Origin of the sequence: Caballeronia sp. LjRoot29, from assembly GCF_964252755.1 — a bacterium.
Classification (GTDB): Bacteria; Pseudomonadota; Gammaproteobacteria; order Burkholderiales; family Burkholderiaceae; genus Caballeronia.
Genome location: NZ_CAXUPU020000026.1, coordinates 49,093 through 74,290 on the forward strand (window position 1 = coordinate 49,093; position 25,198 = coordinate 74,290).

The window sequence follows — 25,198 nt, forward strand, 5'->3', positions numbered from 1 at the left end:
AACTAATGTCTTCTTCGTGCTTGATATTTCATGCCTGATATTTCGTGCTTGATGCTTCATGCAAAAACGGTTTGCTTCAGTGCGGATGTTCCGCGCCCGACAACGTGGCAACCAGCTCGGTCAGCATGTCGGGGTCGAACGGCTTTTCCAGCCAGCCCGTCGCGCCCACTGCGCGCGCGGATGCTTTGAACGGCTCGCTCGACTCGGTCGTCAGCACGAGGATCGGCGTATTCGCATACGCACGATGTCCGCGCAATTTCCCGATCAGTTCCAGGCCGCTCATTGCCGGCATGTTCTGGTCGGTGATCACGAGGTCAAACTGTTCGGCGAGCGCCGCTTCGTAGGCTTCCGCGCCATCCATGGCCAGCACCACGCGATACCCCGCCGCGACAAACGTCGCCGAAAGGATTTGCCGCATGGCAGCCGAGTCGTCGACAGCCAGAATGTTCTTGATCATGATGTGTGCCGCCCTCTGTCCGATGTTCTAGTCGTGCTCTCGTGCTCTTGTACTTTCACTTTCGCGAGCGTGTCTGGTGTTGCCGGCGTCACGGCGCCGCCGGTTTGGCTGGCAGTCCAGGCGCCAGCGAGCCAAGGTTGGGCTTGAGCTCGTCCGGGCTGCCCGCGTTGCTGGTAATCGTGGTTGCCGGCATGCTTTCGCGCGTCATGGACTCTTCCGACTTGTGGTTCAACACGAGAATGCTGATGCGCCGGTTCTCGGGATCGAAAGCATCCTGCTTGTTCAGGTTTTGCGTCGATGCCAGTCCAAGCACGCGCAGCACCTTCGATTCATCCATGCCGCCCGAGATCAGCTCGCGCCGTGACGCATTCGCGCGATCCGCCGACAACTCCCAGTTGCTGTAGCCCTTTTCGCCGCCCGCGTATTGCGTGGCGTCAGTGTGGCCCTGCACCACGATCCGGTTCGGCACGTCATTCAGCGCCTTGCCGATCTCGCGCAGGATGTCGCGCATGTAGGGCTCCACGTTGTTGCTGGCGAGCGCGAACATCGGGCGCTTTTGGGTATCGACGATCTCAATGCGCAGACCCTGCTGCGTCGAATCAATCCGGATCTGCTGCCTGAACTGGCGCAACACCGGGTTCGCTTCGATCGCGGACAAGAGCTTGATCTGCAAGTCGCGCAGGCGGGCCTGATCGCGCCGTTCGAGTTCGCCTTGCGCGGCTCTCAACGTCTGCTCATCGAGCCGGTCCACGCGCCGCGTGCCGTCGCTCATGCGGGTGGTGCCCGGCTCGGGGCTGGAAATATCGCGCCCGCCGCCGTCGATAATGCTGGAGTCCATGCCGCTCTTCTGCCCGCCCATGATCGCGTTCTTGAGCGGCATGTTGAAATACTCGGCGATCCCCTGGCGCTGCACTGGCGACACCGCGCTCAGCAGCCACATCAACAGGAAAAACGCCATCATTGCCGTCATGAAGTCGGCGTACGCCAGCTTCCACGCGCCGCCGTGATGCGCCTTCTTGCTCGATATGACGCGCTTGATGAAAATCGGACGATCTTTATTGGTCGACATGGCGGGCTCGGGTGCTCGGTCGTGAAAGGCGGTTACTTCGCTTTCACGCGGCGCACGTGTTCTTCCAGTTCGGAGAACGACGGACGCTCAGTGGAGAAGAGCACTTTGCGGCCGAATTCCACCGCGATAGCCGGTGCGTAGCCGTTCAGGCTTGCCAGGATCGTCACCTTGATGCACTGGAACATCTTCGTCGACTCCGCCACGCGCTGTTCCGCGACGCTCGCGAGCGGGCCGATCAACCCATAGGACAGCAAGATGCCGAGGAACGTCCCGACCAGCGCCTGCGCGATCATTTCGCCGAGGATGGCCGGCGGCTGATCGGCGGACGCCATGGTGTGAACCACGCCCATCACGGCCGCGACAATACCGAACGCCGGCATCGCGTCGCCTACCTTGTGCAGCGCCTGCGCCGGGCCTTCGCCTTCCGCGTGATGCGTCTCGATTTCCTCATCCATGAGGCTTTCGATCTCGAACGCGTTCATGTTGCCGCCAACCATCAGGCGCAAATAATCAGTCAGGAATTCGACGATATGCCGATCCGCCAGGATCTTCGGGTACTGGCCGAAGATCGGGCTTTTAGCCGGATCGTCGATATCGGACTCGAGCGTCAGCGTGCCTTCCTTGCGTGCTTTCGCGAGCAGGACATAGAGCAGCGCCATCAGCTCCATGTACACGTCCTTGTTGTACTTCGAGCCTTTGAAGAGCGTCGGGATCACGCGCAGCGTCGACTTGATCGTCTTCATGCCGTTGCCGAGGATGAACGCGCCCACACCGGCGCCCGCGATCATCAGGATTTCAACGGGCTGGACCAATGCGCCAAGGTGGCCGCCTTCCAGCGCATAACCGCCGAAGACGGACAACAGCGTCACTAGTGTTCCGATGAAAATCAGCACAGTCGAACCCTCATGGTTGCATCGGCGAAACCGCCGTTAAGTGGTTTACGGCAAGTGGCTGGAAAACTTTGAAGGGAAATAGCGGAGGGGGATGGCAGGTCGGCGCCTAGCAGCGTCTTGATTGGCGGCGCATTCAAGCCTCAGGCGATTGACTGACCGTCCGGCCCGGTCGCGTCGCCAGGCTTTTGAGCCGAGGCAGCAAAAACTCGGGCAAAAGTGCCGATTTTAAGCTTACAGATCGGCAATTAATTGTAAGCAAGCATTTGCCCGTTACGATTGGACGAGCCGTTTTCCAAGCGAGCTGGCTGACCATGCGGCTAACGTCTGGTTGACGGCAGCCTCTGCCAAATCTTTACGCGATACGCATGTGTTTCTACAACCGAGGTCCGCGCAGGAGCATACGGAGTACGGCCAGCCTGCCTGGGCGGTGGCACACGCCTTGCTATATCTTGCGTCCTGGGCAATGCATCTTGCACCGCGCAATTTGATGACGGACGCGCAATCGCTTGCCGTATAAGGGGCTTCGGCCACTATCCAACTTTCGTAACGGCCGGTGTTTCGCCCTGTAACAAGGTTAAGCGTTTGAAAAATGACTCGTTGATGCACGGAGTCATCTCGATAATGGGTCGTAAGGGATAACCCGATTCATCCGGGTCCTATTTTTCCGGGGGCGGCAGCATTGACGCTGGCCCGTCCGCAAGGCTTCACCGGTTTTCATTCGCTAGCGTTTGATTTTCGACTGGACGCCGTGCATCGAAGCCCTCACGAACAGGAGAGTCACGTTATGCGTATCGCACAAATTGCACCGTTGCACGAAGCAGTCCCCCCGAAGTTCTACGGCGGCACCGAGCGCGTTGTCTCGTACCTAACGGACGCGCTGGTTGATCTCGGCCACGACGTGACCCTGTTCGCGAGCGGCGACTCGCAGACCAAGGCGAAGCTCGAAGCCGCGTGGCCGCGCGCACTTCGCCTCGATCCGTCTATCCGCGACTGGAATGCGCCGCACGCGCTGCTGCTAGAGAACGTACGCCGTCGGGCGCATGAGTTCGACGTGCTTCACTTCCACCTCGACTACATGCCGTTCTCGGTGTTCTCGCAAATGGACACGCCGTTTCTGACGACGCTTCACGGCCGTCTGGATCTGCCCGAATTGCAGCCTGTATTCAGCGCATTTCCTGATGCATCGGTTGTATCGATCTCCGATTCCCAGCGCGTCCCGCTGCCGCAGGCCGGCTGGCTCAACACGATTTATCACGGGCTGCCGGAAAATCTGCTGACGCCGCAAACGCACAAGAAGCCGGAATATCTCGCGTTCCTGGGTCGTATCTGCCCGGAAAAGCGCGCCGATCTCGCCATCAAGATCGCGGCTCAAAGCGGTCTTCCGTTGAAGATTGCCGCCAAGGTGGACAAGGTTGACCAGGAGTATTTCAAGACCGTGATCGAACCGCTGCTTGCTGAATCGAAGGCGAGCGTCGAGTTTGTTGGCGAGATCAACGAGCAGCAAAAGCCGGAGTTTTTGTCGGGCGCGAAGGCACTGCTGTTCCCGATCGACTGGTCGGAGCCTTTCGGCCTGGTGATGATCGAAGCAATGGCGTGCGGTACGCCGGTGATCGCGTTCAATCGCGGGTCGGTGCCGGAAGTGATCGACCACGGCGTGACGGGCTTCATTTGCGAGGATGTGCAGGGCGCAGTCGGCGCGCTCCAGCGCCTGGATGAGCTCTCGCGCACCGAGATTCGTGCGCAGTTCGAACGTCGCTTTAGTGCGAAGACCATGGCGCTGAACTACGTCGAAAGCTATACCGCCTTGTTGCAAGCCGCCAAGCGGCCGATTTTGCGCCGAGTGGCGATCGGCTAACTTTTTTAGTCGCTTGGAGACCGGACGCCGTTCGGGAGTAGTAGGAATCGCGGCGTCGACTTGATTGGAAACGATAATTGCAGCGCATCGTTATCCAACGCGTTATAGCAGAGCACAAAAAATCCGCCCCTTGGGCGGATTTTTTGTTGCCGTTGTTGTTTTCATTCATCCCAGGATTTTGTGTTTAATTTCGTCTGATTTTTCGATGCACTCGCCGGATATTTTTAAGCGTTTACTTTAGTTATCAGGAAGCGCTCACGGTTTTTTCCCGCAATCCATTTCGGCGGCTTCCCGCGGCCGCTCCAGGTATTACCCGACTTAGGGTCCTGATAGATGGGCGGGAGTGGCTCCTTCTTTGGCGGCCGGCCGCGCCGGACAACCGACAGACCCAGGTCCTGCGCTGTAAGCCCATATTCCACAATCTTGCGTCTGATATCTGCCAGTACTGCTTCCAGTTCTGCGCGGCGTGCCTCCTCCGCCTGTTCCTGAAGCTTGGCGATCTGCGCCTTGAGCTCGGTGTATTGCGACATTTCCCAATCCTTTCTAATAGCCCGCGATTATTGAGAAGCGTAGCGGCATCGATTAAAAGATGCAACGTTTGAACACGCAATTGCAAAAAGCCTTAATGAAAATGAGAAGAATCTTGAAACTATAGGGCATTCCTAATAAGAGCTCACTTAGTTCCTCCTGCTTTAACAATTGTTGACAACTAGTTCCGGGACTAGGATTACACTGCTTACCCGCCGCCGTGGTCCGAGCAAATACTCTCGATCACAAGCGTCGGAATTGTTTCGGTTTTTAATATATTTTTAGGATTACGAATCATGCGATTAGGACAGCGCCTCGGCGCAGAAATGTTTGGTACGTTTTGGCTCGTGCTGGGCGGCTGCGGCAGCGCAGTGCTCGCCGCGGGTTACCCTCAACTTGGTATCGGGTTCGCGGGCGTAGCGCTTGCGTTCGGCCTGACCGTTCTGACCATGGCCTACGCCATCGGCCACATTTCAGGTTGCCACTTGAATCCGGCCGTAAGCGTCGGATTGACTGTGGCAGGACGCTTCCCGGTCCGCGACCTGGCTCCGTACATTGCTGCCCAAGTGGTGGGTGGCGTGATCGGCGCGTACGTGTTGTCGGTGATCGCCAGCGGTGCGCCAGGCTTCGACCTGGTTGCCAGCGGCTTTGCCAGCAACGGTTACGGCGATCATTCGCCGGGGCATTACACAATGATCGCAGCGCTCGTATGTGAAGTCGTGATGACGTTCTTCTTCCTGTTCGTCATTTTGGGCGCCACCGACAGCCGCGCGCCAGCCGGCTTTGCGCCAATCGCCATTGGCCTTTGCCTGACGCTGATCCACCTGATCTCGATTCCCGTCACGAATACGTCGGTGAACCCGGCGCGTTCCACGGGTCCGGCATTGTTTGTAGGCGGTGCGGCGATGGAACAGTTGTGGCTGTTCTGGGTGGCTCCTATCATTGGCGCCATCATTGCAGGCGTGGTTTATCCGTTGCTGACGGGTGCTAAAAATCGGGCGCTTGCTTCAGCGTGAATTAAAAGCGGTGAAAGCCGGTAGAAAACGGGCGCTCGGCGCCCGTTTTTTATTGTGCAATTCGTTTTCATCACGTTCATACAGCCGCTCAATATGAATAATCCGCGACAGATGTAATGGCCGCTTACAGCCCCGAGTGTATTTAAACGTCAATTTACCAATACGACGCAGGGGAAAGGCGCGACAAACGATAGCTGACGCGGCTTTGGCAGGGATTTACTTCGCTGACAATCCCTGACTCGAACTTTCGCCATACTTTCATCTGCTAACAACTCGTCGATACTCGTAAAACGGCTAATGCGTAGATTGGATTCATGCGATGCACGTCACCGTCGTCGCCCTAAAAGGAGAACACCATGAAACGCATCGTCACTCATTTGCTGGTTGCCGCCGGTCTTGCGATAGGTGCTGTCGGCGCAGCGCAGGCTCACACGGATCTCTCAATTGGACTGTCGTTGGGCGCGCCCGGGTACGTGCAATCCGCACCGGTCTACGTCCAACCCGCGCCGTACTATCGCGCTCCGCCGCCTGTCTGGGGTCATCGTGATGACCGTTGGCGTGGACGGGACCGCGGATATGAGAACCGCACCGGCTGGGATCACGGCGGCTACGGTCATGATGGCTGGAACCGTCGCGGATAAGTCACGCGTGGTTAGCGGTTTGCTAAGGTCGTGTTGAGCGGAGGGAGCGACTGATCGAGTCGCTCCTTTTTTGTTACGGGTCGGCGCTACGCGCTTTAATGCTTTAAGTTTCCGGCGGATTTGCTCCCAGGCCTCTAGCCTTCGCCGCTTTCTCCGTCAGCGCTTAATCAGCACGGGTCGGCGCGGCGAGTTCATCCGCCATGCCAAACAACGCACGCAATTGATGCGCGACGCCGGCCTCGAAGTTGTTGCCAGTCCGCGGGACATTCGGCAGGCGTTTCATCAGCGCCGGATTTGCGTTGTTCATCATGAACGGCCGGCCTGCGGTCTCGAGCAGATCGATGTCGTTCATGTTGTCGCCAAAAGCGACACAATGCGCAGTGTCGATATCCAACCGCTCCAGCACAAACTGCAACGCCCGTCCCTTCGAGACGTCAGACGTCATCACTTCAAGACAATCCGGCATGGAATAGGTGACGTAGACGGAATCGCCGAATTCGCGCTCGAGATTCGCCGCGGTCACTTTGAGATCGTCGGGCTCACCGATATACAGCACCTTCGCAATGTTCTCGCCGTCGTGCTCACGTAAATCCATCACGTCGTAGTCAAAGCCCGAATCCTGATGGAACGCCAGCAATTCCGGCGCGTGACGGTCGATCAGCCACGCGTCGTCCGCAAAGAGATTCACGATCACGCGCTCGCCTCCCGCCAAATCAGGCTGGGCAAGACGGCGCACCACCGCCGGCGCGAGGTCGCGAGCGTAGATACGCTCGTTGTCCGGAGCGTGAATACGCGCGCCATTCGATGTAATCAGATAAGCGTCAATGCCAAGCACTTTTCGGATTCCAACCACGTCGCGATAATGCCGCCCCGTCGCGATGATGAAACGCACACCGCGCGCTTCCAGTTCACGGACCGTTTCGACGGTGAACGGGTCGACCTGATGGTCGCTGTTGAGCAAAGTGCCGTCGAGATCGGTAGCGATAATGGAATACATGGGAAGCACTTTCCTTTAAGCCGTTAGGAACCTCGCATTTTAGCCCTCATGAGCCGATCTTCGGCTCGCGGCTTGGCGGGCCAGTTGCAGAGCGCCTGCAGCGGAGTCCGCGAGCGGCAGACGCAAGCGGCTACGCAGTTCGTCCGGAACAAACGGAGTCAGTGGCACGGCCAGCCCGCCACACAACGCGACCGGCAGCAACTGACCCGGGTCCAGCGCCGACACCATTTTCGCGATCTCAAGCCCCGCCTCCTCAAGAAGGCGCGCCGCGAACAGATGGTTTCTATGTTCGAAAACCGTTGGCGCCAGAGTTGCATAGGCCGTTTGATTCGCCGCGCTCAGCCATACGACGAGGCTGTCCCGATCAGTTGCTTCCGTACCCGCGAGCAACGCCGCGGACCAGTTGTCGGCGGGTGCCCGACCGTCCAGCACTTGCTGCAAATGCACGACCGCCCGCATGCCCAACCAGGCCCCGCTTGCCTCATCACCGCTCGGAAAACCGTAGCCACCCGCGATCGCCAGCCGCCCGCCCGCATCCAGCGATGCCGCTATGCTGCCTGTTCCAAGCGCCACGATCACACCCGGCGCGCCGCCATGGGCGCCGAGCAATGTGGTCAAGGCGTCGCTTTCGACGGCAAGCGCGCATCCGGCCGGCGCGGCTGCGTGGAACTGCGCCAGCCAGCCCGCGTGATTCACGCCAGCGAGGCCACAACCAAGCGCACAGGTGCTCCACTCGAACGGCAGGCCAGCTGCTTCGAACGCGCGCAAACACGCCGTTTCGATAGCCTCCCACGCGCGCTCGACGCCGAGCGCCAAGCCTGACGGGGCGCCCGTCGCGCGTGCCAGTTCGATGCCGTCCGTGTTCGCCAGAACGACGCGCGTGCCGCTGCCGCCGCCGTCGACGCCGATCAGGTACTTGTGTGTGTAGGTTGAAGTAGTCATGTGCGCAAGCTTAGCGGGACGACCGGCTCGCCGCCACTCGGCCGAACGGGCTACGCGTCCTGACCTGCCGAGGCGCATCGGGCAAGCTTCTACCTTGGTTCAGCTGCCATCGAGACCGGACGATACGCCGGTTCGTTATACCCATGCGTCCGGGACGCCGTGCTGTACCGGTCTCGCCGCTGGGGAAACCGTATATGGGCCGCGACTCGCCAGAGAAACAGGCCGATCGGCTGACTGTTCTCCCCCTGTCCTTCCGCCTATGCTGGTCGTACGCCAACCATGCACTCCCTGAATCCGACATGACAGATCCTAAGAAAAGCAGCGCCGACGACAACACCGAACCGCACCGTTGCGGCTGGGCAACCACCGAATCACTCGCCCGCTATCACGACGAGGAATGGGGCGTTGCGTCCCATGACGATCGCCATCTGTTCGAAATGCTTATACTGGAAGGCGCACAGGCAGGCCTTTCATGGTCGACGATTCTGAACAAGCGCGAGGGTTACCGGGATCTGTTCCACAACTTCGACATCGACCGGGTGGCAGCCTTCAGTGAAGACGACGCAGCCCGGTTGCTGCTTGACGCCCGCATCATCCGTAATCGCGCGAAGATCTCGGCGGCTGTTGCTAACGCCCGCGCCGTGCAGCGCATCCAGGCGGAACACGGTTCGCTTGCGGATTTCGTGTGGTCGTTCGTTGGCAATAAGCCTATCGACACCCCTCGCGCGACCTATGCACACGCCCCCGCCTCGACCGAAGTCTCTGACGCCATGAGCCGCGCTCTCAAGAAATACGGCTGCAAGTTTGTCGGAACGACCATCTGCTACGCGTTCATGCAGGCAACAGGCATGGTCAACGACCACGAGGCCGCGTGTTGCTGCCGGTTCCGCGACAGCGCATCCCACCCGAAGCGCGCAACGGCCAAACGCCGAACAAATTAGGCAATTTACTCCACCGATTTCCGATACGCGCATTGCGTTTTTCGCAACATTTTTCGCGGTTTACGCACCCGTCAGGGAAAATCCTAACAATCACCCCGCCCGCGGGGTGAATCACGCTCTGAAGCCTTTACTACAAAGCCTTGAGGGCACTCCTGGCCTGTGCAGGAAGTCAGACATCATGTCAAAATTGCGGCCAACCGCACACAGCGCCTCTTTTTTACCGGGAAGAACCGCTATAAATACGGTGTAGGCGGCTTTTCCGGTGAGCCAGTTGACCCTTGAAACGACTGCCGCTTCTTGCTGCTTCACCAGCGTATCCAGACCTTGCGACGATCGTAGCAAGGCCAGCAAGACGGTGAAGTTGCTGTTTTTATGTGGTCGACCGCGCTATGGCGACTGATTCCGCGTCCGATACTGATATCGCTGTTAGATGAACACCCACGAAGCACCGCAGTTGTCGGTGCAGGGGAGAACCAGAATGAAAAACCTCAACTTTTTAACGCACCAGGAAATCTTCGACCGTGCCGTGCTTCATCTGTTTGGCCAAGGCCAGGCAGCGTTGTTGCCCCACGGCGGCGGTGCATATCGCGGCTATTGCGGCGGTTGTCCTGTCGGCAGCTTCATCAAGGCGCGCGATTACATGACCGCCATGGAAGGCGTGCCTATTCGCTACGTCAGCAAAGGGCCGGAAATCGTGCCGGCATACATGGACGTCGGTGTGGCCGCACTGAAGCGCGCGCTCTTGCGATCGAACATCAACGTCTACGATCCCACGACCGTCGAACTGCTCAGTTGCCTGCAAAACGTGCACGACGTGTTCGGCAAATGGGAGTGGCGTGAACGCTTTGCGTCCATTGCCCGGCAGTTCAACTTGTCTGCGAATCGACTTAAGTCGGCAGCCTGAGAGCGGGTTTGGACAGGGTTTCGGGACTCTACCGAGCGGTCACGATTCTGAACCGGTTCTGAATCAATCCCCCTCGCACTGACCCACGAATAGACCGTATCCGCGCCGGTGAAGCACAAACAAATAAGCGCGCAAGCGAGCAACGCAATAGTCAAAGTAACGAGCGATGCCATGTTAACAGCGAGAGACATCTACGAACGCGTGAGCAACCATCTGCTGACGCAACGGGCTGTATCAGAAGATGAAAACGGATCATGCCGGCTGCGCAGCGGCAATGGGCGCAAGTGCGCTATCGGGTCGCTGATCGCCGACGAGCTGTATCGGCCGGAGATTGAAGGCGTCGGGATCTCGTACTACCGCCACGCGAAGGACGGCTCGTTGTTGCGCGTGCTGTACGCGTCGGAAGTCAATGCCTACGATCCGGACATTGTCGAATTGTTGATCGAACTGGAAGAAGTCCACGACGATTTCAGTGTGGACGAATGGCCCCAGCTTCTAGCGCGCGTGGGCGAACGGCACGCATTTGTCTAGGCCGCAAGCCGCAGTCGCCCGCCCCGCCAACTCGCGCCGAATCATCTGAACCGCGAGTCGATGTAACAGGGTTTGGAACAAGCAAATCCGATTATCGAATCAAACTATAAAAAGCAAAACGGCGATGCAACCCTTGCGGGCGGCATCGCCGTTTTGCATGGTGCAACCTAAACAATCAGGCTGCACCTGCCAAGATTTAATGAAGCTTCTTGGGCAACATCTGGCTGCGCAGACGCTTGCGCAGACGGCTGACTGCTGCCGCCTTCTTGCGCTTGCGTGCCGTCGTCGGCTTTTCATACGACTGACGTTCGCGAAGCTCGGCGATCAGGCCGTTCTTTTCGATGGTCCGGCGAAAGCGACGGATCGCGACGTCGAACGGCTCGTTTTCTTTCAAAACAATAGTGGTCATGGAAGTCCTAAATCGCTGATACGTTTTTCTGACTGCGCGGCGAAGCGTACTGCACAAGGCAACGCCGCGCGCCGGCACTCCGATCGTCCACCCAAACAACAGCGGACACGAGCAAAGCGGCCACGGAGGCCGGAAAAGAGAGAGGTGGGATTTCACCGCCGATCACGGCATGCGCAGTCTGTCGAAAAACGGAACAGCGCACTTCGGGCCGCCCGGCGTCGCTTAAAAATAGCTGCGCCATCGGGCAAAAATCTCGATTCGGGCGAGATGTTATCAGATCGTCGCCCCGTCGCCAACCCCGAAACACCGATTTGCGGAGGTTTGCAGCGAGGCAACCCCATGAAGATGCGTGCTTTTTCCCGATTTTCAGTCCGGATTGCTCGCTTCGTCGAGGAGCGCGATGTCCTCAGGCGCCAAGCTGATCCGGGTTGCGTGTGCCAAGGTTTCGAGTTGCTTGACCGATGTCGCGCTCGCGATCGGCGCGGTGACGCCAGGCCGCGCGATCAGCCATGCTAGCGCGATTGCCGCCGGCTCGGTGTCGTGACGTTCCGACACTTTAATGAGTGCCTTAACTATTCTCAAGCCCCGGTCGTCCAGGTAACTCGACACCTTTGCGCCGCGGGCACTATTCTCGGTATCGGCTTTGGATCGGTATTTTCCGCTCAGGAAACCGCTAGCCAGGCTGTAATACGTCACAACCGATACCTTGTGCGCCTTGATAACCGGTTCCAGATCGTTCTCATAGCCGGCGCGATCGTAAAGGTTGTATTCGGGCTGAAGCACCTGATAACCCGCAATACCCTCTTTCGCCGATATCTTCAGCGCCTCTTCCAGCCTTTCACCGATGTAGTTCGACGCACCGATCACGCGAACCTTTCCCGCCGTAATCAGCTTTTGATATGCGCCGAGTGTGTCGATGAGGGGCGTTTTATCGTCGTCTCGATGAGAAAAGTAGACGTCGATGTAATCCGTCTTCAGGCGTTTCAGCGAGTCGTTGACTGCCGCCTCGATATTCGCCGCCGTCAGCCCCGTCCGCGTGCTCAGCATGCCGACCTTGGTGGCCAGCACGATCTTGTCGCGCTTGCCGCTTTCCTTGAGCCACTTGCCGATGATCGTCTCCGACTCGCCGCCCTGGTGGCCGTCGACCCAAGCGGAATAAACGTCGGCGGTATCGATGAAATTAAGTCCGTGGTCAACGAAGGCATCCAGGATAGAGAACGACGTGCGTTCGTCGGCTGTCCAGCCGAATACATTTCCGCCGAAAACAAGCGGCGCGACTTTGAGGTCTGACGTACCAATAGTGCGGTGCTGCATGGTTGCTCCCGGGCTGTGATGGGCGAAGACGAAAAAGGATCGAAAAAGAATACCCGCGAATCCGCTTACTCGCAGGCGGCGCCTCGACAACTCCCGGCGACTATTCTCCCTACGAATTCTTACCTAAGTCCTCAAGTTTTTTTTTCATGGGCCGCTAACCCATGTAGGCGGCCGGCTACCACGCTCGGGAACCGCCAAGCAACAGGACCGCGCAGTAGCCATAACAGCCCTTTAAGTTCTTTCAGGAGAAATCCAAATGCTCGGCATTAATAGCAATCTCAACTCGCTGGTCGCTCAGCAAAACTTGAACACCTCGCAAAGCGCTCTGTCGCAAGCTATCACGCGTCTGTCGTCGGGTAAGCGCATCAACAGCGCGGCTGACGATGCAGCAGGTCTGGCGATCTCGAACCGTATGCAAACGCAGATCAACGGCCTGAACCAAGGCGTGTCGAACGCGAACGACGGTGTGTCGATGATCCAGACGGCATCGAGCGGCCTGGCACAGATCACCTCGAGCCTGCAAACCATTCGTACGCTGGCTGTTCAGGCGTCGAGCGGCTCGCTCTCGTCGAGCGACCAGGCAGCACTGCAACAAGAAGTTGCGCAGCAAATCGCTGAAGTGAACCGCGTTGCTTCGCAAACGACGTACAACGGCAAGAACGTACTGGACGGCTCGGCCGGTAACGTGAGCTTCCAGGTCGGCGCGAACGTTGGCCAGACGATCAGCTTGAACCTTACCAACAGCTTGTCGGCATCAGCGCTTGGAACGGGCAAAGTGCAAGCGGGTGCGACGCTTGGCACGATCGCCGTGTCGCTCGACTCGACCGGTGCTGCATGGAACGCCTCGTCAAGCACGGGTTCGGAAACAACCGCAATCAACGTCCTCTCGGACGGCAAGGGCGGCTTTACCTATACCGACCAAAACAACCAGACCCTGTCCAACACGATCGCCGCCGCCGTGCTTGACACGACGACCACGCCGGGCGTGCTTGCAGCCAAAACGGGTAGCCCGCTCGATCCGGCAACGGAGCTTGCAGCAATTTCCACCGCTAACAAAGCGAACCCGCCTACGGCGGCCGGGGTCGCTCTTGGCACGGTAGGCGGCATCAGCATTAGTGGGACCACGGGCCTGGATGTTGCAGCCGGCACATCAGGCGCCATCACGTCGCTTACATTCAAGTCGGACGGTAGTGGCAACCTGAACGTCTTTGATCAAAACGGTAACCAAGTGTCGTCCGCCGTATCTGCGGCCCTCTTCGGCGCTACTTCGCCTGGTAACGGCCAAGGTGGAGCACTTACCGCTACCAACGGCGCAACGATCAGCTTTACTGGCGGCACCGCTCCTACCAGCAACTTCGGCGCAATCAACGCTAACAACAACCCGCCGGCAGTTTCGAATATCGACGTCAGCACGGCAACGGGCGCGAACGCTGCGATGGAATCGATCGATAACGCACTCGCCACGGTGAACAACATCCAGGCAACCCTGGGTGCGGCTCAAAACCGTTTCACGTCGCTTTCGTCGGCACAGCAAGCACAGTCGACCGACCTGGCAGGCGCCCAGTCGCAAATCACGGACGCCGACTTCGCGCAAGAAACGGCTAACCTGAGCAAGGCGCAAGTGCTGCAACAAGCAGGTATCTCGGTGCTGGCACAAGCTAATTCGTTGCCGCAGCAAGTTCTGAAGCTTCTCCAGTAATAGCCTCAAGCAGTAATGGCAGACGCATCGAAAGACGCGTCTGCCAAATCCGTTTTCCGGGGAGGCATGCCTCCCCTACACGTTTTACAAACGTTTATCATTCAGGCTCGAAAGCAAAACCGACGTACGGAGCATCTCAATGTCGACGATTCCCAGCGCTTCCAGCACCGCCGCGGCCTCAGCAGCTGCCACTTTAGCCGCCACCCAGGCAGCCGAAGCGTCCGCCGCACAATCCATCATCAGCGGTTCCACGGGCAATTCGTCGCTGGATGTCTCGTCGCTCGTCACGAGCCTCGTCAATGCGAAGGTGGCAGGTCAGACCGCTACGCTTTCCGCACAACAGACGAACGACAACACCCAACTTTCGGCTATCGGCGCATTGCAAGCGGCACTGTCCGCGTTGCAGGCCGGTATCGCCTCGCTATCGAACGGCACCGCGCTCGGCCAGTTCACCGCGACCGCGGACGGTACCGGACTGACAGCAACCACCGACAGCACCGCGTCCGCGGGTTCTTATTCCGTCGCGGTCACGCAAATTGCCAGCGCCCAGACGCTGTCGTCGGCGGCGTTCGGCTCGACCGCGGCACTCGGCACCGGCACGATGAGTGTCTCCATCGGCGGCAAGTCGATGAACCTCGCCATCACGTCGGCGAACAACACGGTGAGCGGCATTGCCAGCGCGATCAACTCATCGGCAAGCAACCCCGGCGTCACGGCCACGGTCGTCACCGGCACGGACGGCGCGCATCTGGTCCTGCGCTCCACGGCCACGGGCGCGTCGAACACGATCAATGTTTCGGTGAGCAACGTGTCGGGCGATGCAGGCCTGTCCAGCCTCGGCGTTACGTCCAATGTCGGCGCCAATGGCGCCGCATCGACCTTTACGTCAGCGGTGGGCACGAGCGCGTGGTCACAGACCGTGCCCGCACAAGACGCCGAGTTCAAGATCGACGGGACAGCCGCGACAAGTTCCAGCAACACGGTGACCACTGCACTCCAGGGCGTCACGCTGAACCTGACGGCTGCTGCAATCGGCACACCGCCCGGCACGCCACAGAATCTGGTCGTGGCACAGAACACTACGTCTGCCTCCACCGCGATCAACAGCTTCGTCAGCCTCTATAACACCTTGGTCACCACGTACGGCCAGGTGGGCAACGACAATTCGCAGGCAGCGAGTACGCAAGGCGGCATCTTGTCGTCCAACCCGATGCTTGCCACTATCCAGAACACGCTGGCGGCTATTGTCGGCAGTGGTGTAAAGAACGGCAGCTCAACAATCTCGCTGGGTGCGCTTGGCATCTCGCTGCAGGGACAAGCCACCGCGACGCAGCCGGCCGGCTCACTGGTGGTCGATCCCACGAAGCTCGCCGCTGCGCTCCAGAGCAACCCGTCGGGGGTTGCAAATCTATTCAATTCGAAGACCGGCATCGCAGCGCAGATGACGAGCAGCCTGAACTCGTTCCTGAGCCCAGGCGGCTTGATTGCGAACAGCCAGAGTGCGGTGAATACCGACCTCAAGAGCATCACGTCGCAACAAGCCACGCTGGCCACCTACACGGCACAGCTGACGAGCCAGTATCAGGCGCAGTTCACGGCACTCAATACGTTGATGGCCACGATGAACAACAACTCACAGTACCTGACGCAATTGTTCGGCGGCGCCAACAGCGCGGGTGCACTCGCAACCGGAGCGAGCAGCTAAGCTTCTAAGGTCCGCTAAGGATAAATCGACATGGAACAGAACAGCCTGATAGACCGCCTGCTCAAGTTGACGCTCGCGATCCAGCACGCAGCGGCCATGGCCGACTGGCAGAAAGCCGCGCGCCTGACTGAAGAGCGGACTCCGCTTTTCATGGAATTGACGCCGGAGCAAGACGCCGCGGCAATGGAAGTGATCAACCGGATCCAGGCAATCGATGCCGCCATTGCCGTCGATGCAAAGACAACGCAATCGGAATTGCAGATTGAGTACAGTTCCGCGATGAAGAGGGTTCAGGCGGCCGGCAAATACCATCAGGCCGCGAAGTTCTGACCGGGGGAGCATCACCGAGGCGGGGTTACTCCGTCTCACCGGCTCGACAAAGACAACAACAAAAACCACGCGCTTCGCGCTTTGGCTGTTTTCAACACCCCGGCGCACTGCGTGCTTCCGGGGTGTTTTCTTATGGGCTAACGCCCGAGCGTCAGCCCCAGATACAGCGCATAAAGCCCGCCGTTCACGAGCAGCGCCCACAGCACGATCCCGCCCTTCTTCGCGTTGAAGCGCAGCCACGCGGCCGCCGCGAGCGTGATGAAAACGCCCGTCATCACTTCCACGCGCGGCTCCCACGGTGTCAACATGATGCCGATACCCGGCAGCAGCGTGCCCTGGAACACCATCGCTCCAGTGATGTTGCCGAACGCCAGCGTATCCTTGCCGCGCCGCGCCCAGATAATGCTGTTGACCTTCTCGGGCAGCTCGGTGGCGATCGGGATGATGATCAGCGACAGCAGCAGCGCCGATATCCCCAGCACTTGCGACACCCCTTCCACGCCGGCGATAAACCCCTTCGCACCGCCAACCAACAGCACCACGCCCAGAATCATCTGCAATACGATGGTGGAAAGCGAGGTCGGCAAGCCAACGCGCGAGATTAGCAGCCGTTCGGGAGCTTCCGTGCCATGGCCCTTCTCGACAAGACTCGCGGATGCTCGGAACGTCGACACCACATAGGTGACATACACGCCGACCAGCCCCACGGCGAACAGCGCTCGCACTTGCCACGCGTGATGCGGCACGAACATAGCGCCCGCCGCGATCAGGAACGCACACAGGAAGAAGTTGAGATCGCGGGTGAAGCCGCTATGTTCCGGCGCGACGACCCCCTTGAGCCCACGCGTCTTGAGCACCGCGATAGCCATCAGGCAGGTCGACAGTGTCGCGAGCATCAGCGGTGCGCCGAGGATCGCGCCGACGCCGATTTCCTCGTTCACCGCGCGACTGGCGGTGCCGCCCATCAATGCGATGATCGGCACCGTGGTTTCCGGGAGCGCCGTGCCGATAGCCGCGAACAGCGATCCGGTCACCCCTTCGGAGATGCCGAGTTTTTCGCCGAGATGTTCGAGCGCGTTGGTGAAGAGTTCCGATGCCGCGAGGATCACCACGAGCATCAGCGCAAGTTGCAGGAAAAGCATCGTCATGCGGCACCTCGCGATGAAGCCGGCGAGCAGGCGACGCAATGAGAAGGGCAGAACAACGGCAGAGAAACCGGCGAACGCGAGAGGTGACCTGGGGCAGGCCTGAGGTGTTTTTGTTTTGGAGACACGATAATTTCACGGTCGGACGTCAGCAAACCAGGATGCAATCCCGCGCCGTCCGACCGTGAACGACAAGATGCACCCATGGTCTCGCCAAACCTGACCGGTCGAACGCGCCACGGCTAGCAAGCCGAGTATGTTGACGCGTCCTCCTCCCATTGCGGAAGGAAGGCTACTCCCCAAAGACGGCCACGAGTTTAGCGTGCGTCCCCGGATTAGGCAACCGGCCTCGGGAATGTTCAAAAAACGGTCACCAATCCCGTCATTAACCCCATATGGATATCCCGAATCGGTCGTTGTAGCGGAAATAACGGTTCAGTAAGCTACGGCCGCAGAGGCTTTTTGGATGCTCTTTCGTTGCGCTGACGCATCGACGAAGCTCACCGTACAATAAGTTGCAACTACCGTAATAAGAAACATCTGACTGACTAACACTGACCGCCACGTCCGTAACGGGAGATCCCATGCGCTTCAGAATGCTCGCAACCGCTGTATTGGCCATCGTGCCGGTGCTCGCGATCGCGAAACCGCTCACTGTGTGCACCGAGTCGAGCCCGGATGGCTTCGACGTCGTGCAATTCAATTCGCTGGTGACGACCAACGCGTCGGCGGATGTGATTTTCAACACGCTCGTCTCCTACGATGAAGTCGCGAAAAAGGTCACGCCCGCGCTCGCCGAAAAGTGGGACGTGAGCGCCGACGGCCTGATCTACACGTTTCACCTGCGACCGAACGTGGCGTTCCAGACGACGGACTACTTCACGCCATCGAGGAAACTGAATGCCGATGACGTCGTGTTCTCGTTTGACCGCATGCTCTCCGACAGCAACCCGTGGCACAAAGTAGCCGGTGCGAGCGGTTTTCCGCACGCGCAGTCGATGGGTCTCGTCAAGCTGATCAAGTCCGTTTCCAAGGTCGATGACAACACCGTCAAGTTCGAGCTCAACACGCCGAACGCGACCTTCGTGCCAATCCTCACCATGGGTTTTGCATCGATTTATTCGGCCGAATACGCCGACAAGCTGCTCAAGGCCGGCCACGAAACCGACCTGAACGCGAAGCCGATTGGCACGGGTCCATTCGTGCTGAAAAGCTATACGAAAGACGCCGTGATCCGATATGACGTCAATCCGACGTATTGGGGCCCGAAGCCTAAAGTGGATCGGCTGATCTACGCCATCACGCCCGACTCTTCTGTGCGCGCACAGAAGATCAAGGCGGGTGAATGCCAGATCGCGTTGTCGCCGAAGCCACAAGACGTGGTCGATGCGAAGAAGGACAGTTCGTTGAAAGTGGTCGAGACACCGGCGTTCATGACGGCGTTCGTCGCGTTGAACACGCAGAAGAAGCCGCTCGATAACCCCAAGGTGCGCCAGGCGCTGAACATTGCATTCGATCGCACGACTTACCTGAAGACCGTCTTCGAAAACACGGCCACGGCCGCTGTGAATCCGTATCCGCCGAATACGTGGAGCTATGACAAGCAGATCACGGCGTATCCGTATTCCGTCGATCGCGCGAAGAAACTACTCGCCGAGGCAGGCTTCCCGAATGGCTTCGATACAACCATCTGGGTGCGTCCGAACGGCAGCGTATTGAATCCGAATCCGAAGGTCGGCGCGGAATTGCTGCAAGCGGATCTGGCGAAGATCGGCGTGAAGGCGCAGGTGAAGGTGATCGAATGGGGCGAACTGATCAAGGAAGCGAAGCAGGGTCAGCACGACATGTTGTTCATGGGCTGGGCCGGCGACAACGGCGATCCGGACAACTATCTGTCGCCGCTATTCAGTTGCGCCGCAGTGCGCTCGGGCATCAACTTCGCGCGTTTCTGCGACCCGACGCTGGACCGCATGATCGATGAAGGCAAGGAGACCGCGGACTTAGGCAAGCGGACCAAGTCTTATACCGAAGCTCAGCAGATTATTCATGATCAGGCGCTGTGGATTCCGCTCGGTTATCCGACGGCGTCAGCGCTGACACGCAGCAATGTCAGCGGGTATCGCGTGAGTCCGTTCGGACGGCAAAACTTCGCGAACGTCACGGTGCAGTAGCCTCAGTTGAGCTTTAGTTCACCGTCAAAGCCGGGCGCGCAAACGCCCGGCTTTTTTACTTCGGCGCGAAGCGGATCACGCCGTCGTCATCGTCGGTATGGCGCACCAGTTCACCCTCGAGCCATAGCAAATGCAAATGCGCCAGCGCTTCGCCGAGCGCGAACGTCATCTGGTGTACATCGAGCGGACGCTTGAACATGATCGGGACAATATCGGCGGCGCTTTGCGGCTTGATCGCGCAAGCCTCGCGCACCTCCCGCAAACGCGCTGCGTGATGATCGCGAAGCTGCCCGATGCGTGTATGCATGCCGCGAAACGGCTTGCCATGCGAAGGGAGCACGAGGGTATCGGCGGGAAGGGATTCGTAGCGGCCCAGTGAACCCAGGAACAGCGCGAGCGGATTGCCCTCCGGTTCAAGAGCAAACACCGAGACATTCGTCGATATGCGCGGCAGGACCATATCGCCGGAAATCAGCACATTCGTCTCCGCGCAGAAGAACGCGCAATGCTCAGGGGAATGACCGAACCCCGTCACCACTTCCCAATCGCGGCCGCCAATCTGCACCGTATCGCCATCACGCAGCCGACGATAAACCGGCGGGATGGACGGCACGAGCTTCGGGTAATACGTATCGCGCTTGCGCAGCGCTTCAAGCGATGCCGGGTCCGTCATGCCATGCCGCGCAAAGTGCCGTGCAGCGCGCTCGCCGCCTGCGTCGGAGCCATCGCCGGCGGACATCACGCGGCCCATTGCGTACTCACCAAGCGACATCCAGAGCCGCACCGGGTCCCATCGTTTCTGGTCGCCGCCATTGCAGATCCAGTCGGCAAGGCCCAGGTGATCGGGGTGGCAATGCGTGACGATCACGCGCAGTACCGGCAGGCCGTTGAGCAGCGAGTCAAAGGTGCGTTCCCAGTTTGCCCGGATGGTTTCGTCCGATATACCGCAATCGATAATGGTCCAGCCGGACACGCCGTCGATCTCGTCGCGCATGACCCAAACGTTAATGTGATCGAGCGCGAACGGCAGCGGCATGCGAACCCAGAAGACGCCGGGCGTGACTTCCATCGAGTGGCCGCTTTCAGGAAGACGGTCGGCGAAAACGTAATCGAGTTGCTGTTCGAGCGGGTTCATGCGGGTCGGCTCTCCGGGTTGTCAGTTGTTGCATTGCCGCCAAGTTGACGCTAACGTTAACCTGCATTTTAACGTCGGCTTAAGAAAAGCGCTCGCCACCTTGTAATTTCAATGACAGACACGCGCTACACCATCACCGAACTGGCCCGGGAATTCGACATCACGCCGCGCGCGATCCGGTTCTACGAGAACCAGGGCTTGCTCACGCCGGCGCGCGAAGGCACGAACGGCGTGCGTCGCGTGTATTCGTCGCGCGATCGCACGCGGCTCAAGCTGACACTGCGCGGCAAACGGCTCGGATTCACGTTGCTGGAGGTGAGCAGGCTGCTCGATCTCTACGATTCGCCGACCGGGACGGTTGCCCAGTTGCATGCGTTTCTTGACACCATCGCGGCACATCGCGCGGTGCTGGAGCGGCAATTGGAGGACTTGAACGCAACGCTCGCCGAACTCGCCGCGTACGAAAAGCAAGGGCGTGCACTCCTTTCAGCGAACGCTGAAAAACGCTTGCGGCGAGCGGCAGGAGCACCGGGCGCCAAGGAGCGAAGCGCAAAGGTGCCTTGAGCTGGAAATCGGCGGAAACGGCCAACGTCCAGGAAGCGGAATCGCCTGGCGATACAATATCGGCCGGATTTGAAGCCAGAATTGAAACCGGGCTGGACGCTTGATCACTAACGCAAAGACGGTGTCACGAAGCGCAGAGTCGATATGAATCACTTTCCCAAGTTACTGTCGTCGCAGATTGGCTTCGATGTCGCGGAAACGCTGCTCGAAGGCTTCGACCGTCACTATCGCGTGTTTCGCGATGCGGCCATCGCGGCGAAGGGGCTATTCGAAGCGGGCGACTGGCATGCGCTGCAGCGGCTTGCGCGCGATCGCATCGCGTCGTACGACGATCGGGTGCAAGAGTGCGTGATGCGTCTGGAAGACGAGTACGACGCCGAGCACATAGACGATGAAATCTGGCAGCAGATCAAGCTGCATTACATCGGCTTGCTGACGTCGCACCGGCAGCCTGAGTGCGCGGAGACGTTTTTCAACTCGGTGTGCTGCAAGATCCTGCATCGCTCGTACTTCAATAACGACTTCATTTTCGTGCGGCCCGCTATTTCGACGGAGTACATCGAGAACGATGAACCCGCGGCCAAGCCGACGTATCGCGCGTATTACCCAAGCAAGGACGGACTCGCCGCGACGCTCGAACGGATCGTGACGAACTTTCAGCTCGAGCCGCCGTTCGAGGATTTGCAGCGCGACGTTCAATGCCTGATGCGAGCGATTACGGAAGCGTTCGGCGAGTTCAAGGCCGCGCCCAATTTCCAGATTCACGTGCTGTCGTCGCTGTTCTTTCGCAACAAGGCGGCGTACATAGTGGGCCGGATCATCAATGGCGATCTGGTGATCCCGTTCGTGGTGCCGGTGCGTCACGCGCAACCCGGCCTGCTCGCGCTCGACACCGTCCTGCTGCAGCGCGAACAAGTGTTGATCATCTTCAGCTTCTCGCACTCGTATTTCCTCGTCGATATGGAAGTGCCGTCCGCGTATGTGCAGTTCCTGCGTTCGATCATGCCGGGTAAACCGAAGGCGGAAATCTATACGTCGGTGGGCTTGCAAAAGCAGGGTAAGAACCTGTTTTATCGTGACTTGCTGCATCATCTCTCGCATTCCAGCGATAAATTCGCTATTGCCCCGGGCATCAAGGGACTCGTGATGCTGGTGTTCACGCTGCCCTCGTTTCCGTACGTGTTCAAGCTGATCAAGGACACCTTCCCGCCGCCGAAGGAAACCACGCGCAAGAAGATCCAGGACAAATATCAGCTCGTCAAACGCCATGATCGCCTTGGGCGCATGGCCGATACGCTCGAGTATTCGAGCGTCGCATTGCCGCTGTCGCGCCTGGACGATGCGCTGCTCAAGGAGCTCACCAAGGAAGTGCCTTCAATGATCGAATATGAAGGCGATAAGCTCGTGATCAGGCATTTGTACATAGAGCGCCGCATGACGCCGCTGAACCTGTATTTGCAGAACGGCACGTTGCCAGAAATCGAGCATGGCATCAAGGAATATGGCAACGCGATCAAGGAACTGATCCAGGCGAACATCTTCCCCGGCGACATGCTCTACAAGAATTTCGGCGTCACGCGGCATGGCCGCGTGGTGTTCTACGACTACGACGAAATCGAATACCTGACCGATTGCAACGTCCGGCAAGTGCCGCAAGCGCGCAATGAGGAAGAAGAGATGTCGGGCGAGCCGTGGTACGCCGTCGGGCCGCATGACATCTTCCCCGAAACATACGGCACTTTCCTGCTCGGCGACCCGCGCGTGCGCGACGTGTTCATGAAACATCACGCCGATTTCTTCGACCCCGCTCTCTGGCAAAAGCACAAGGAACAGATCCTTAACGGCGAGCTCGCCGAGTTCTTCCCGTACGAACGCGGTATCCGTTTTTGCGTTCGTTATCCTGAGCGTTTTCTGTCCGGCACACCCGCAGCACGCGCCGCATGAAACCTATCCGCACTGAGCTCCATGTCCAATATCGACAACACTGAAAACCACGACAACAACCCGCTTTCGCACCTATTCGATAACAATCTGAAGTGGGTCGATCGCAAGCTCTCGGAAGACGCCGAGTATTTCTCGCGCCTCGCGCATCAGCAAGCGCCCGAATATCTGTGGATCGGCTGCTCGGACTCCCGCGTGCCGGCGAACCAGATCATTGGCCTGCCGCCGGGCGAGGTGTTCGTGCACAGGAATATCGCGAATGTGGTCGTTCACTCGGACCTCAATTGCTTGTCGGTGATCCAGTTCGCGGTCGACTTGCTGAAGGTCAAGCACATCATGGTGGTCGGGCACTACGGCTGTTCCGGCGTGGGCGCGGCGCTTATGAGCCGGCGCGTAGGCCTGGCCGATAACTGGCTGCGCCACGTGGAAGACGTGCGCGACAAACATTCCGCGCTGCTCGAAGAATGGCCGATGGGCGAGGCGCGAAATCGTCGGCTGGTGGAACTGAACACCATCGAACAAACCGTGAACGTGTGCCATACGACCATCCTGCGCGATGCGTGGGCGCGTGGTCAGGAGATCACGGTTCACGGCTGGACCTACGGCGTGCACGACGGCCGTGTGCGCAACATGGGCATGATGATCAACGGGTCGGAAGAGGTTGAGCCGACCTATCAGCATTGCATCGCGGCGCTGGCGCGCGGTGGCGCGCATTCATCGGAGAACGATGTGCTCGCCTCCGATGCCGCCCGTCTCGGCGATGTCCCGGCTATTGTGAAAGGTGTGATCAAGGAGCTGAAACATGACTGATTTTGCAGATGATCCGGTGGTGATCGTATCGGCGGTTCGTACGCCGATGGCCGCTTTTCAGGGCGACTTCGCCACGGTGACGGCGCCGCAACTCGGCTCGGCCGCGATCCGCGCTGCGGTCGAGCGCGCCGGCCTCAAGCCCGAGCAAATCGATGAAGCCGTGATAGGTTGCGTGCTGCCCGCAGGACTCGGTCAGGCGCCCGCCCGGCAAGCCGCGCTTGGCGCCGGATTGCCGCTGTCCGTTGGCAGCACGACGGTCAACAAGATGTGTGGTTCCGGCATGCGCGCCGCCATGTTCGCGCACGACATGTTGTTGGCCGGATCGGCGGACGTGATTGTCGCGGGCGGTATGGAAAGCATGACCAATGCGCCGTATTTGCTGCCCAAAGCGCGTGGCGGCATGCGCATGGGCCACGGCCAGGTGCTCGATCACATGTTCCTCGATGGCCTCGAAGACGCGTATGAAAAAGGCCGCTTAATGGGCGCGTTTGCCGAGCAATGCGCCGGGTCGTACAAGTTCTCGCGCGAAGCGCAGGACGCGTTTGCGGTGGAGTCGCTGCGTCGTGCGAAGCGGGCCAACGAAGACGGTTCCTTCGATTGGGAAATCGCGCCGGTCACCGTGGCAGGACGCAAGGGCGATACCGTTATCGATCACGACGAACAGCCGTTCAAGGCGAATATCGACAAGATTGCAACGCTCAAACCCGCGTTCGCCAAAGACGGCACGGTGACGGCTGCGAATGCATCGTCTATCTCCGACGGCGCCGCCGCGCTCGTCATGATGCGTGCATCCACGGCTAAACGCCTCGGCGTCACGCCGCTCGCGCGCGTCGTCGGACACAGCACGTTCGCGCAGGAACCGGCGTTGTTCACGACGGCGCCCGTCGGTGCGATCCGCAAGTTGCTCGATAAGAACGGCTGGCGCGCGAACGAAGTTGATCTCTTCGAGATCAACGAAGCATTCGCGGTTGTCGCGATGGCCGCCATGCGGGAACACGACTTGCCGCACGACAAGGTCAACGTCAATGGCGGCGCGTGTGCGCTGGGGCATCCGATTGGCGCGTCGGGCGCGCGGATTCTCGTGACCTTGATCGGCGCGTTGCGTCAGCGTGGATTGAAACGCGGCGTGGCGAGCTTGTGCATCGGCGGCGGAGAAGCGACAGCGATGGGGATCGAACTCGTTTAAAGCGTTGCAGGAGAA

At 59.2% G+C, this 25,198-nt stretch carries 25 protein-coding genes and 1 riboswitch; of the genes, 14 read left to right on the forward strand and 11 right to left on the reverse strand.

Going from position 1 to position 25,198, the window contains the following annotated elements; translation table 11 throughout:
- Positions 1-76: 76 nt before the first annotated feature.
- The 3 genes from ACSQ83_RS24645 to motA all read right to left on the reverse strand — a co-directional run bounded on the left by ACSQ83_RS24645 (position 77) and on the right by motA (position 2,419).
- Entirely contained in the window at positions 77-457 is a 381-nt protein-coding gene (locus ACSQ83_RS24645) for a response regulator (protein ID WP_414952368.1), read from the reverse strand.
- A gap of 88 nt (positions 458-545) precedes the next feature.
- The gene (motB, locus tag ACSQ83_RS24650; RefSeq protein ID WP_436229928.1) at positions 546-1,526 is read right to left on the reverse strand and encodes a flagellar motor protein MotB; all 981 of its coding nucleotides are present in this window, start codon (positions 1,524-1,526) and stop codon (positions 546-548) included.
- A gap of 32 nt (positions 1,527-1,558) precedes the next feature.
- Positions 1,559-2,419 carry a flagellar motor stator protein MotA gene (gene motA, locus ACSQ83_RS24655; protein ID WP_414952366.1) on the reverse strand — a complete coding sequence of 287 codons (861 nt, stop codon included), beginning with the start codon at positions 2,417-2,419 and terminating at the stop codon, positions 1,559-1,561.
- Positions 2,420-3,203: 784 nt separating this feature from the next.
- On the opposite strand from motA, the gene ACSQ83_RS24660 reads away from it, so the two are divergent.
- Positions 3,204-4,274 (forward strand): glycosyltransferase family 4 protein, encoded by a 1,071-nt coding sequence (locus ACSQ83_RS24660; protein ID WP_414952365.1) that lies wholly within the window; start codon positions 3,204-3,206, stop codon positions 4,272-4,274.
- Between the two features lie 224 nt (positions 4,275-4,498).
- On the opposite strand, the gene ACSQ83_RS24665 is transcribed toward ACSQ83_RS24660, so the two are convergent.
- The gene (locus tag ACSQ83_RS24665; RefSeq protein ID WP_414952364.1) at positions 4,499-4,804 is read right to left on the reverse strand and encodes an H-NS histone family protein; all 306 of its coding nucleotides are present in this window, start codon (positions 4,802-4,804) and stop codon (positions 4,499-4,501) included.
- Positions 4,805-5,098: 294 nt separating this feature from the next.
- Between ACSQ83_RS24665 and aqpZ the strand changes: the two genes are divergently transcribed.
- Both aqpZ and ACSQ83_RS24675 read left to right on the forward strand, forming a co-directional pair.
- Positions 5,099-5,818, forward strand: coding sequence for an aquaporin Z (gene aqpZ / locus ACSQ83_RS24670; RefSeq protein WP_436229929.1), 720 nt, complete (start codon positions 5,099-5,101; stop codon positions 5,816-5,818).
- A gap of 356 nt (positions 5,819-6,174) precedes the next feature.
- Complete coding sequence (locus ACSQ83_RS24675; protein ID WP_436229930.1) at positions 6,175-6,459, forward strand: hypothetical protein; 285 nt, start codon at positions 6,175-6,177, stop codon at positions 6,457-6,459.
- Positions 6,460-6,622: 163 nt separating this feature from the next.
- Here ACSQ83_RS24675 and ACSQ83_RS24680 read toward each other — a convergent pair whose 3' ends face one another.
- Positions 6,623-7,456, reverse strand: a complete 834-nt coding sequence (locus ACSQ83_RS24680; RefSeq protein WP_414952361.1) for a Cof-type HAD-IIB family hydrolase — start codon at positions 7,454-7,456, stop codon at positions 6,623-6,625.
- Between the two features lie 39 nt (positions 7,457-7,495).
- The gene (locus ACSQ83_RS24685; protein WP_436229931.1) at positions 7,496-8,398 is read right to left on the reverse strand and encodes a BadF/BadG/BcrA/BcrD ATPase family protein; all 903 of its coding nucleotides are present in this window, start codon (positions 8,396-8,398) and stop codon (positions 7,496-7,498) included.
- 299 nt (positions 8,399-8,697) lie between these two features.
- Here ACSQ83_RS24685 and ACSQ83_RS24690 point away from each other — a divergent pair, with 299 nt between their 5' ends.
- A complete protein-coding gene (locus tag ACSQ83_RS24690; RefSeq protein WP_436229969.1) occupies positions 8,698-9,339 on the forward strand; it encodes a DNA-3-methyladenine glycosylase I in 642 nt (213 codons plus the stop codon).
- A gap of 111 nt (positions 9,340-9,450) precedes the next feature.
- Here the strand turns inward: ACSQ83_RS24690 and ACSQ83_RS24695 are convergent, their stop codons facing one another.
- On the reverse strand, positions 9,451-9,648 hold the full coding sequence (locus tag ACSQ83_RS24695; protein ID WP_436229932.1) for a hypothetical protein: 198 nt from the start codon (positions 9,646-9,648) through the stop codon (positions 9,451-9,453).
- 169 nt (positions 9,649-9,817) lie between these two features.
- On the opposite strand from ACSQ83_RS24695, the gene ACSQ83_RS24700 reads away from it, so the two are divergent.
- Positions 9,818-10,243 carry a hypothetical protein gene (locus ACSQ83_RS24700; protein WP_414952358.1) on the forward strand — a complete coding sequence of 142 codons (426 nt, stop codon included), beginning with the start codon at positions 9,818-9,820 and terminating at the stop codon, positions 10,241-10,243.
- 171 nt (positions 10,244-10,414) lie between these two features.
- Positions 10,415-10,774: a hypothetical protein gene (locus ACSQ83_RS24705; RefSeq protein ID WP_414952357.1), complete on the forward strand. Its 360-nt coding sequence runs from the start codon at positions 10,415-10,417 to the stop codon at positions 10,772-10,774.
- A gap of 196 nt (positions 10,775-10,970) precedes the next feature.
- Here ACSQ83_RS24705 and rpsU read toward each other — a convergent pair whose 3' ends face one another.
- Both rpsU and ACSQ83_RS24715 read right to left on the reverse strand, forming a co-directional pair.
- A complete protein-coding gene (gene rpsU, locus ACSQ83_RS24710) occupies positions 10,971-11,183 on the reverse strand; it encodes a 30S ribosomal protein S21 (RefSeq protein ID WP_031357080.1) in 213 nt (70 codons plus the stop codon).
- A 366-nt stretch (positions 11,184-11,549) separates the two neighbouring features.
- Positions 11,550-12,497, reverse strand: coding sequence for an aldo/keto reductase (locus ACSQ83_RS24715; protein WP_436229933.1), 948 nt, complete (start codon positions 12,495-12,497; stop codon positions 11,550-11,552).
- A 256-nt stretch (positions 12,498-12,753) separates the two neighbouring features.
- On the opposite strand from ACSQ83_RS24715, the gene ACSQ83_RS24720 reads away from it, so the two are divergent.
- From ACSQ83_RS24720 to fliT, 3 genes are all read left to right on the forward strand, one after another.
- A complete protein-coding gene (locus tag ACSQ83_RS24720) occupies positions 12,754-14,196 on the forward strand; it encodes a flagellin (protein WP_436229934.1) in 1,443 nt (480 codons plus the stop codon).
- Between the two features lie 139 nt (positions 14,197-14,335).
- On the forward strand, positions 14,336-15,901 hold the full coding sequence (gene fliD, locus ACSQ83_RS24725; RefSeq protein WP_436229935.1) for a flagellar filament capping protein FliD: 1,566 nt from the start codon (positions 14,336-14,338) through the stop codon (positions 15,899-15,901).
- Positions 15,902-15,931: 30 nt separating this feature from the next.
- Positions 15,932-16,231: a flagellar protein FliT gene (gene fliT / locus ACSQ83_RS24730; protein ID WP_436229936.1), complete on the forward strand. Its 300-nt coding sequence runs from the start codon at positions 15,932-15,934 to the stop codon at positions 16,229-16,231.
- A gap of 137 nt (positions 16,232-16,368) precedes the next feature.
- Here fliT and ACSQ83_RS24735 read toward each other — a convergent pair whose 3' ends face one another.
- A complete protein-coding gene (locus tag ACSQ83_RS24735) occupies positions 16,369-17,379 on the reverse strand; it encodes a sodium:calcium antiporter (protein ID WP_436229937.1) in 1,011 nt (336 codons plus the stop codon).
- 136 nt (positions 17,380-17,515) lie between these two features.
- A riboswitch (yybP-ykoY riboswitch) is annotated at positions 17,516-17,693 on the reverse strand.
- A gap of 267 nt (positions 17,694-17,960) precedes the next feature.
- Here ACSQ83_RS24735 and ACSQ83_RS24740 point away from each other — a divergent pair.
- Positions 17,961-19,547, forward strand: coding sequence for an ABC transporter substrate-binding protein (locus tag ACSQ83_RS24740; RefSeq protein WP_436229938.1), 1,587 nt, complete (start codon positions 17,961-17,963; stop codon positions 19,545-19,547).
- A gap of 55 nt (positions 19,548-19,602) precedes the next feature.
- On the opposite strand, the gene ACSQ83_RS24745 is transcribed toward ACSQ83_RS24740, so the two are convergent.
- A complete protein-coding gene (locus ACSQ83_RS24745) occupies positions 19,603-20,682 on the reverse strand; it encodes an MBL fold metallo-hydrolase (protein WP_436229939.1) in 1,080 nt (359 codons plus the stop codon).
- A 111-nt stretch (positions 20,683-20,793) separates the two neighbouring features.
- On the opposite strand from ACSQ83_RS24745, the gene ACSQ83_RS24750 reads away from it, so the two are divergent.
- The 4 genes from ACSQ83_RS24750 (at position 20,794) to ACSQ83_RS24765 (ending at position 25,183) form a co-directional block, all read left to right on the forward strand.
- Entirely contained in the window at positions 20,794-21,246 is a 453-nt protein-coding gene (locus ACSQ83_RS24750) for a MerR family transcriptional regulator (RefSeq protein WP_436229940.1), read from the forward strand.
- Between the two features lie 144 nt (positions 21,247-21,390).
- Positions 21,391-23,190, forward strand: a complete 1,800-nt coding sequence (aceK, locus tag ACSQ83_RS24755) for a bifunctional isocitrate dehydrogenase kinase/phosphatase (RefSeq protein WP_436229941.1) — start codon at positions 21,391-21,393, stop codon at positions 23,188-23,190.
- A 21-nt stretch (positions 23,191-23,211) separates the two neighbouring features.
- Positions 23,212-23,997: a carbonate dehydratase gene (gene can, locus ACSQ83_RS24760; RefSeq protein WP_414952347.1), complete on the forward strand. Its 786-nt coding sequence runs from the start codon at positions 23,212-23,214 to the stop codon at positions 23,995-23,997.
- Complete coding sequence (locus ACSQ83_RS24765; RefSeq protein WP_436229942.1) at positions 23,990-25,183, forward strand: acetyl-CoA C-acetyltransferase; 1,194 nt, start codon at positions 23,990-23,992, stop codon at positions 25,181-25,183. Before can ends, ACSQ83_RS24765 begins: the two co-directional genes overlap by 8 nt.
- Positions 25,184-25,198: the final 15 nt, after the last annotated feature.

Excerpts from the sequence above, each read along its gene's own strand:
- ACSQ83_RS24645 (WP_414952368.1), bottom strand. The coding sequence starts at position 457 with ATGATCAAGAACATTCTGGCTGTCGACGACTCGGCTGCCATGCGGCAA.
- ACSQ83_RS24700 (WP_414952358.1), top strand. The coding sequence starts at position 9,818 with ATGAAAAACCTCAACTTTTTAACGCACCAGGAAATCTTCGACCGTGCC.
- ACSQ83_RS24745 (WP_436229939.1), bottom strand. The coding sequence starts at position 20,682 with ATGAACCCGCTCGAACAGCAACTCGATTACGTTTTCGCCGACCGTCTT.
- ACSQ83_RS24660 (WP_414952365.1), top strand. The coding sequence starts at position 3,204 with ATGCGTATCGCACAAATTGCACCGTTGCACGAAGCAGTCCCCCCGAAG.
- ACSQ83_RS24675 (WP_436229930.1), top strand. The coding sequence starts at position 6,175 with ATGAAACGCATCGTCACTCATTTGCTGGTTGCCGCCGGTCTTGCGATA.
- fliT (WP_436229936.1), top strand. The coding sequence starts at position 15,932 with ATGGAACAGAACAGCCTGATAGACCGCCTGCTCAAGTTGACGCTCGCG.
- ACSQ83_RS24665 (WP_414952364.1), bottom strand. The coding sequence starts at position 4,804 with ATGTCGCAATACACCGAGCTCAAGGCGCAGATCGCCAAGCTTCAGGAA.
- ACSQ83_RS24765 (WP_436229942.1), top strand. The coding sequence starts at position 23,990 with ATGACTGATTTTGCAGATGATCCGGTGGTGATCGTATCGGCGGTTCGT.
- ACSQ83_RS24690 (WP_436229969.1), top strand. The coding sequence starts at position 8,698 with ATGACAGATCCTAAGAAAAGCAGCGCCGACGACAACACCGAACCGCAC.
- ACSQ83_RS24750 (WP_436229940.1), top strand. The coding sequence starts at position 20,794 with ATGACAGACACGCGCTACACCATCACCGAACTGGCCCGGGAATTCGAC.
- ACSQ83_RS24685 (WP_436229931.1), bottom strand. The coding sequence starts at position 8,398 with ATGACTACTTCAACCTACACACACAAGTACCTGATCGGCGTCGACGGC.
- ACSQ83_RS24735 (WP_436229937.1), bottom strand. The coding sequence starts at position 17,379 with ATGACGATGCTTTTCCTGCAACTTGCGCTGATGCTCGTGGTGATCCTC.
- motB (WP_436229928.1), bottom strand. The coding sequence starts at position 1,526 with ATGTCGACCAATAAAGATCGTCCGATTTTCATCAAGCGCGTCATATCG.
- ACSQ83_RS24680 (WP_414952361.1), bottom strand. The coding sequence starts at position 7,456 with ATGTATTCCATTATCGCTACCGATCTCGACGGCACTTTGCTCAACAGC.
- ACSQ83_RS24705 (WP_414952357.1), top strand. The coding sequence starts at position 10,415 with ATGTTAACAGCGAGAGACATCTACGAACGCGTGAGCAACCATCTGCTG.
- aqpZ (WP_436229929.1), top strand. The coding sequence starts at position 5,099 with ATGCGATTAGGACAGCGCCTCGGCGCAGAAATGTTTGGTACGTTTTGG.
- ACSQ83_RS24720 (WP_436229934.1), top strand. The coding sequence starts at position 12,754 with ATGCTCGGCATTAATAGCAATCTCAACTCGCTGGTCGCTCAGCAAAAC.
- can (WP_414952347.1), top strand. The coding sequence starts at position 23,212 with ATGTCCAATATCGACAACACTGAAAACCACGACAACAACCCGCTTTCG.
- ACSQ83_RS24740 (WP_436229938.1), top strand. The coding sequence starts at position 17,961 with ATGCGCTTCAGAATGCTCGCAACCGCTGTATTGGCCATCGTGCCGGTG.
- rpsU (WP_031357080.1), bottom strand. The coding sequence starts at position 11,183 with ATGACCACTATTGTTTTGAAAGAAAACGAGCCGTTCGACGTCGCGATC.
- ACSQ83_RS24715 (WP_436229933.1), bottom strand. The coding sequence starts at position 12,497 with ATGCAGCACCGCACTATTGGTACGTCAGACCTCAAAGTCGCGCCGCTT.
- aceK (WP_436229941.1), top strand. The coding sequence starts at position 21,391 with ATGAATCACTTTCCCAAGTTACTGTCGTCGCAGATTGGCTTCGATGTC.
- fliD (WP_436229935.1), top strand. The coding sequence starts at position 14,336 with ATGTCGACGATTCCCAGCGCTTCCAGCACCGCCGCGGCCTCAGCAGCT.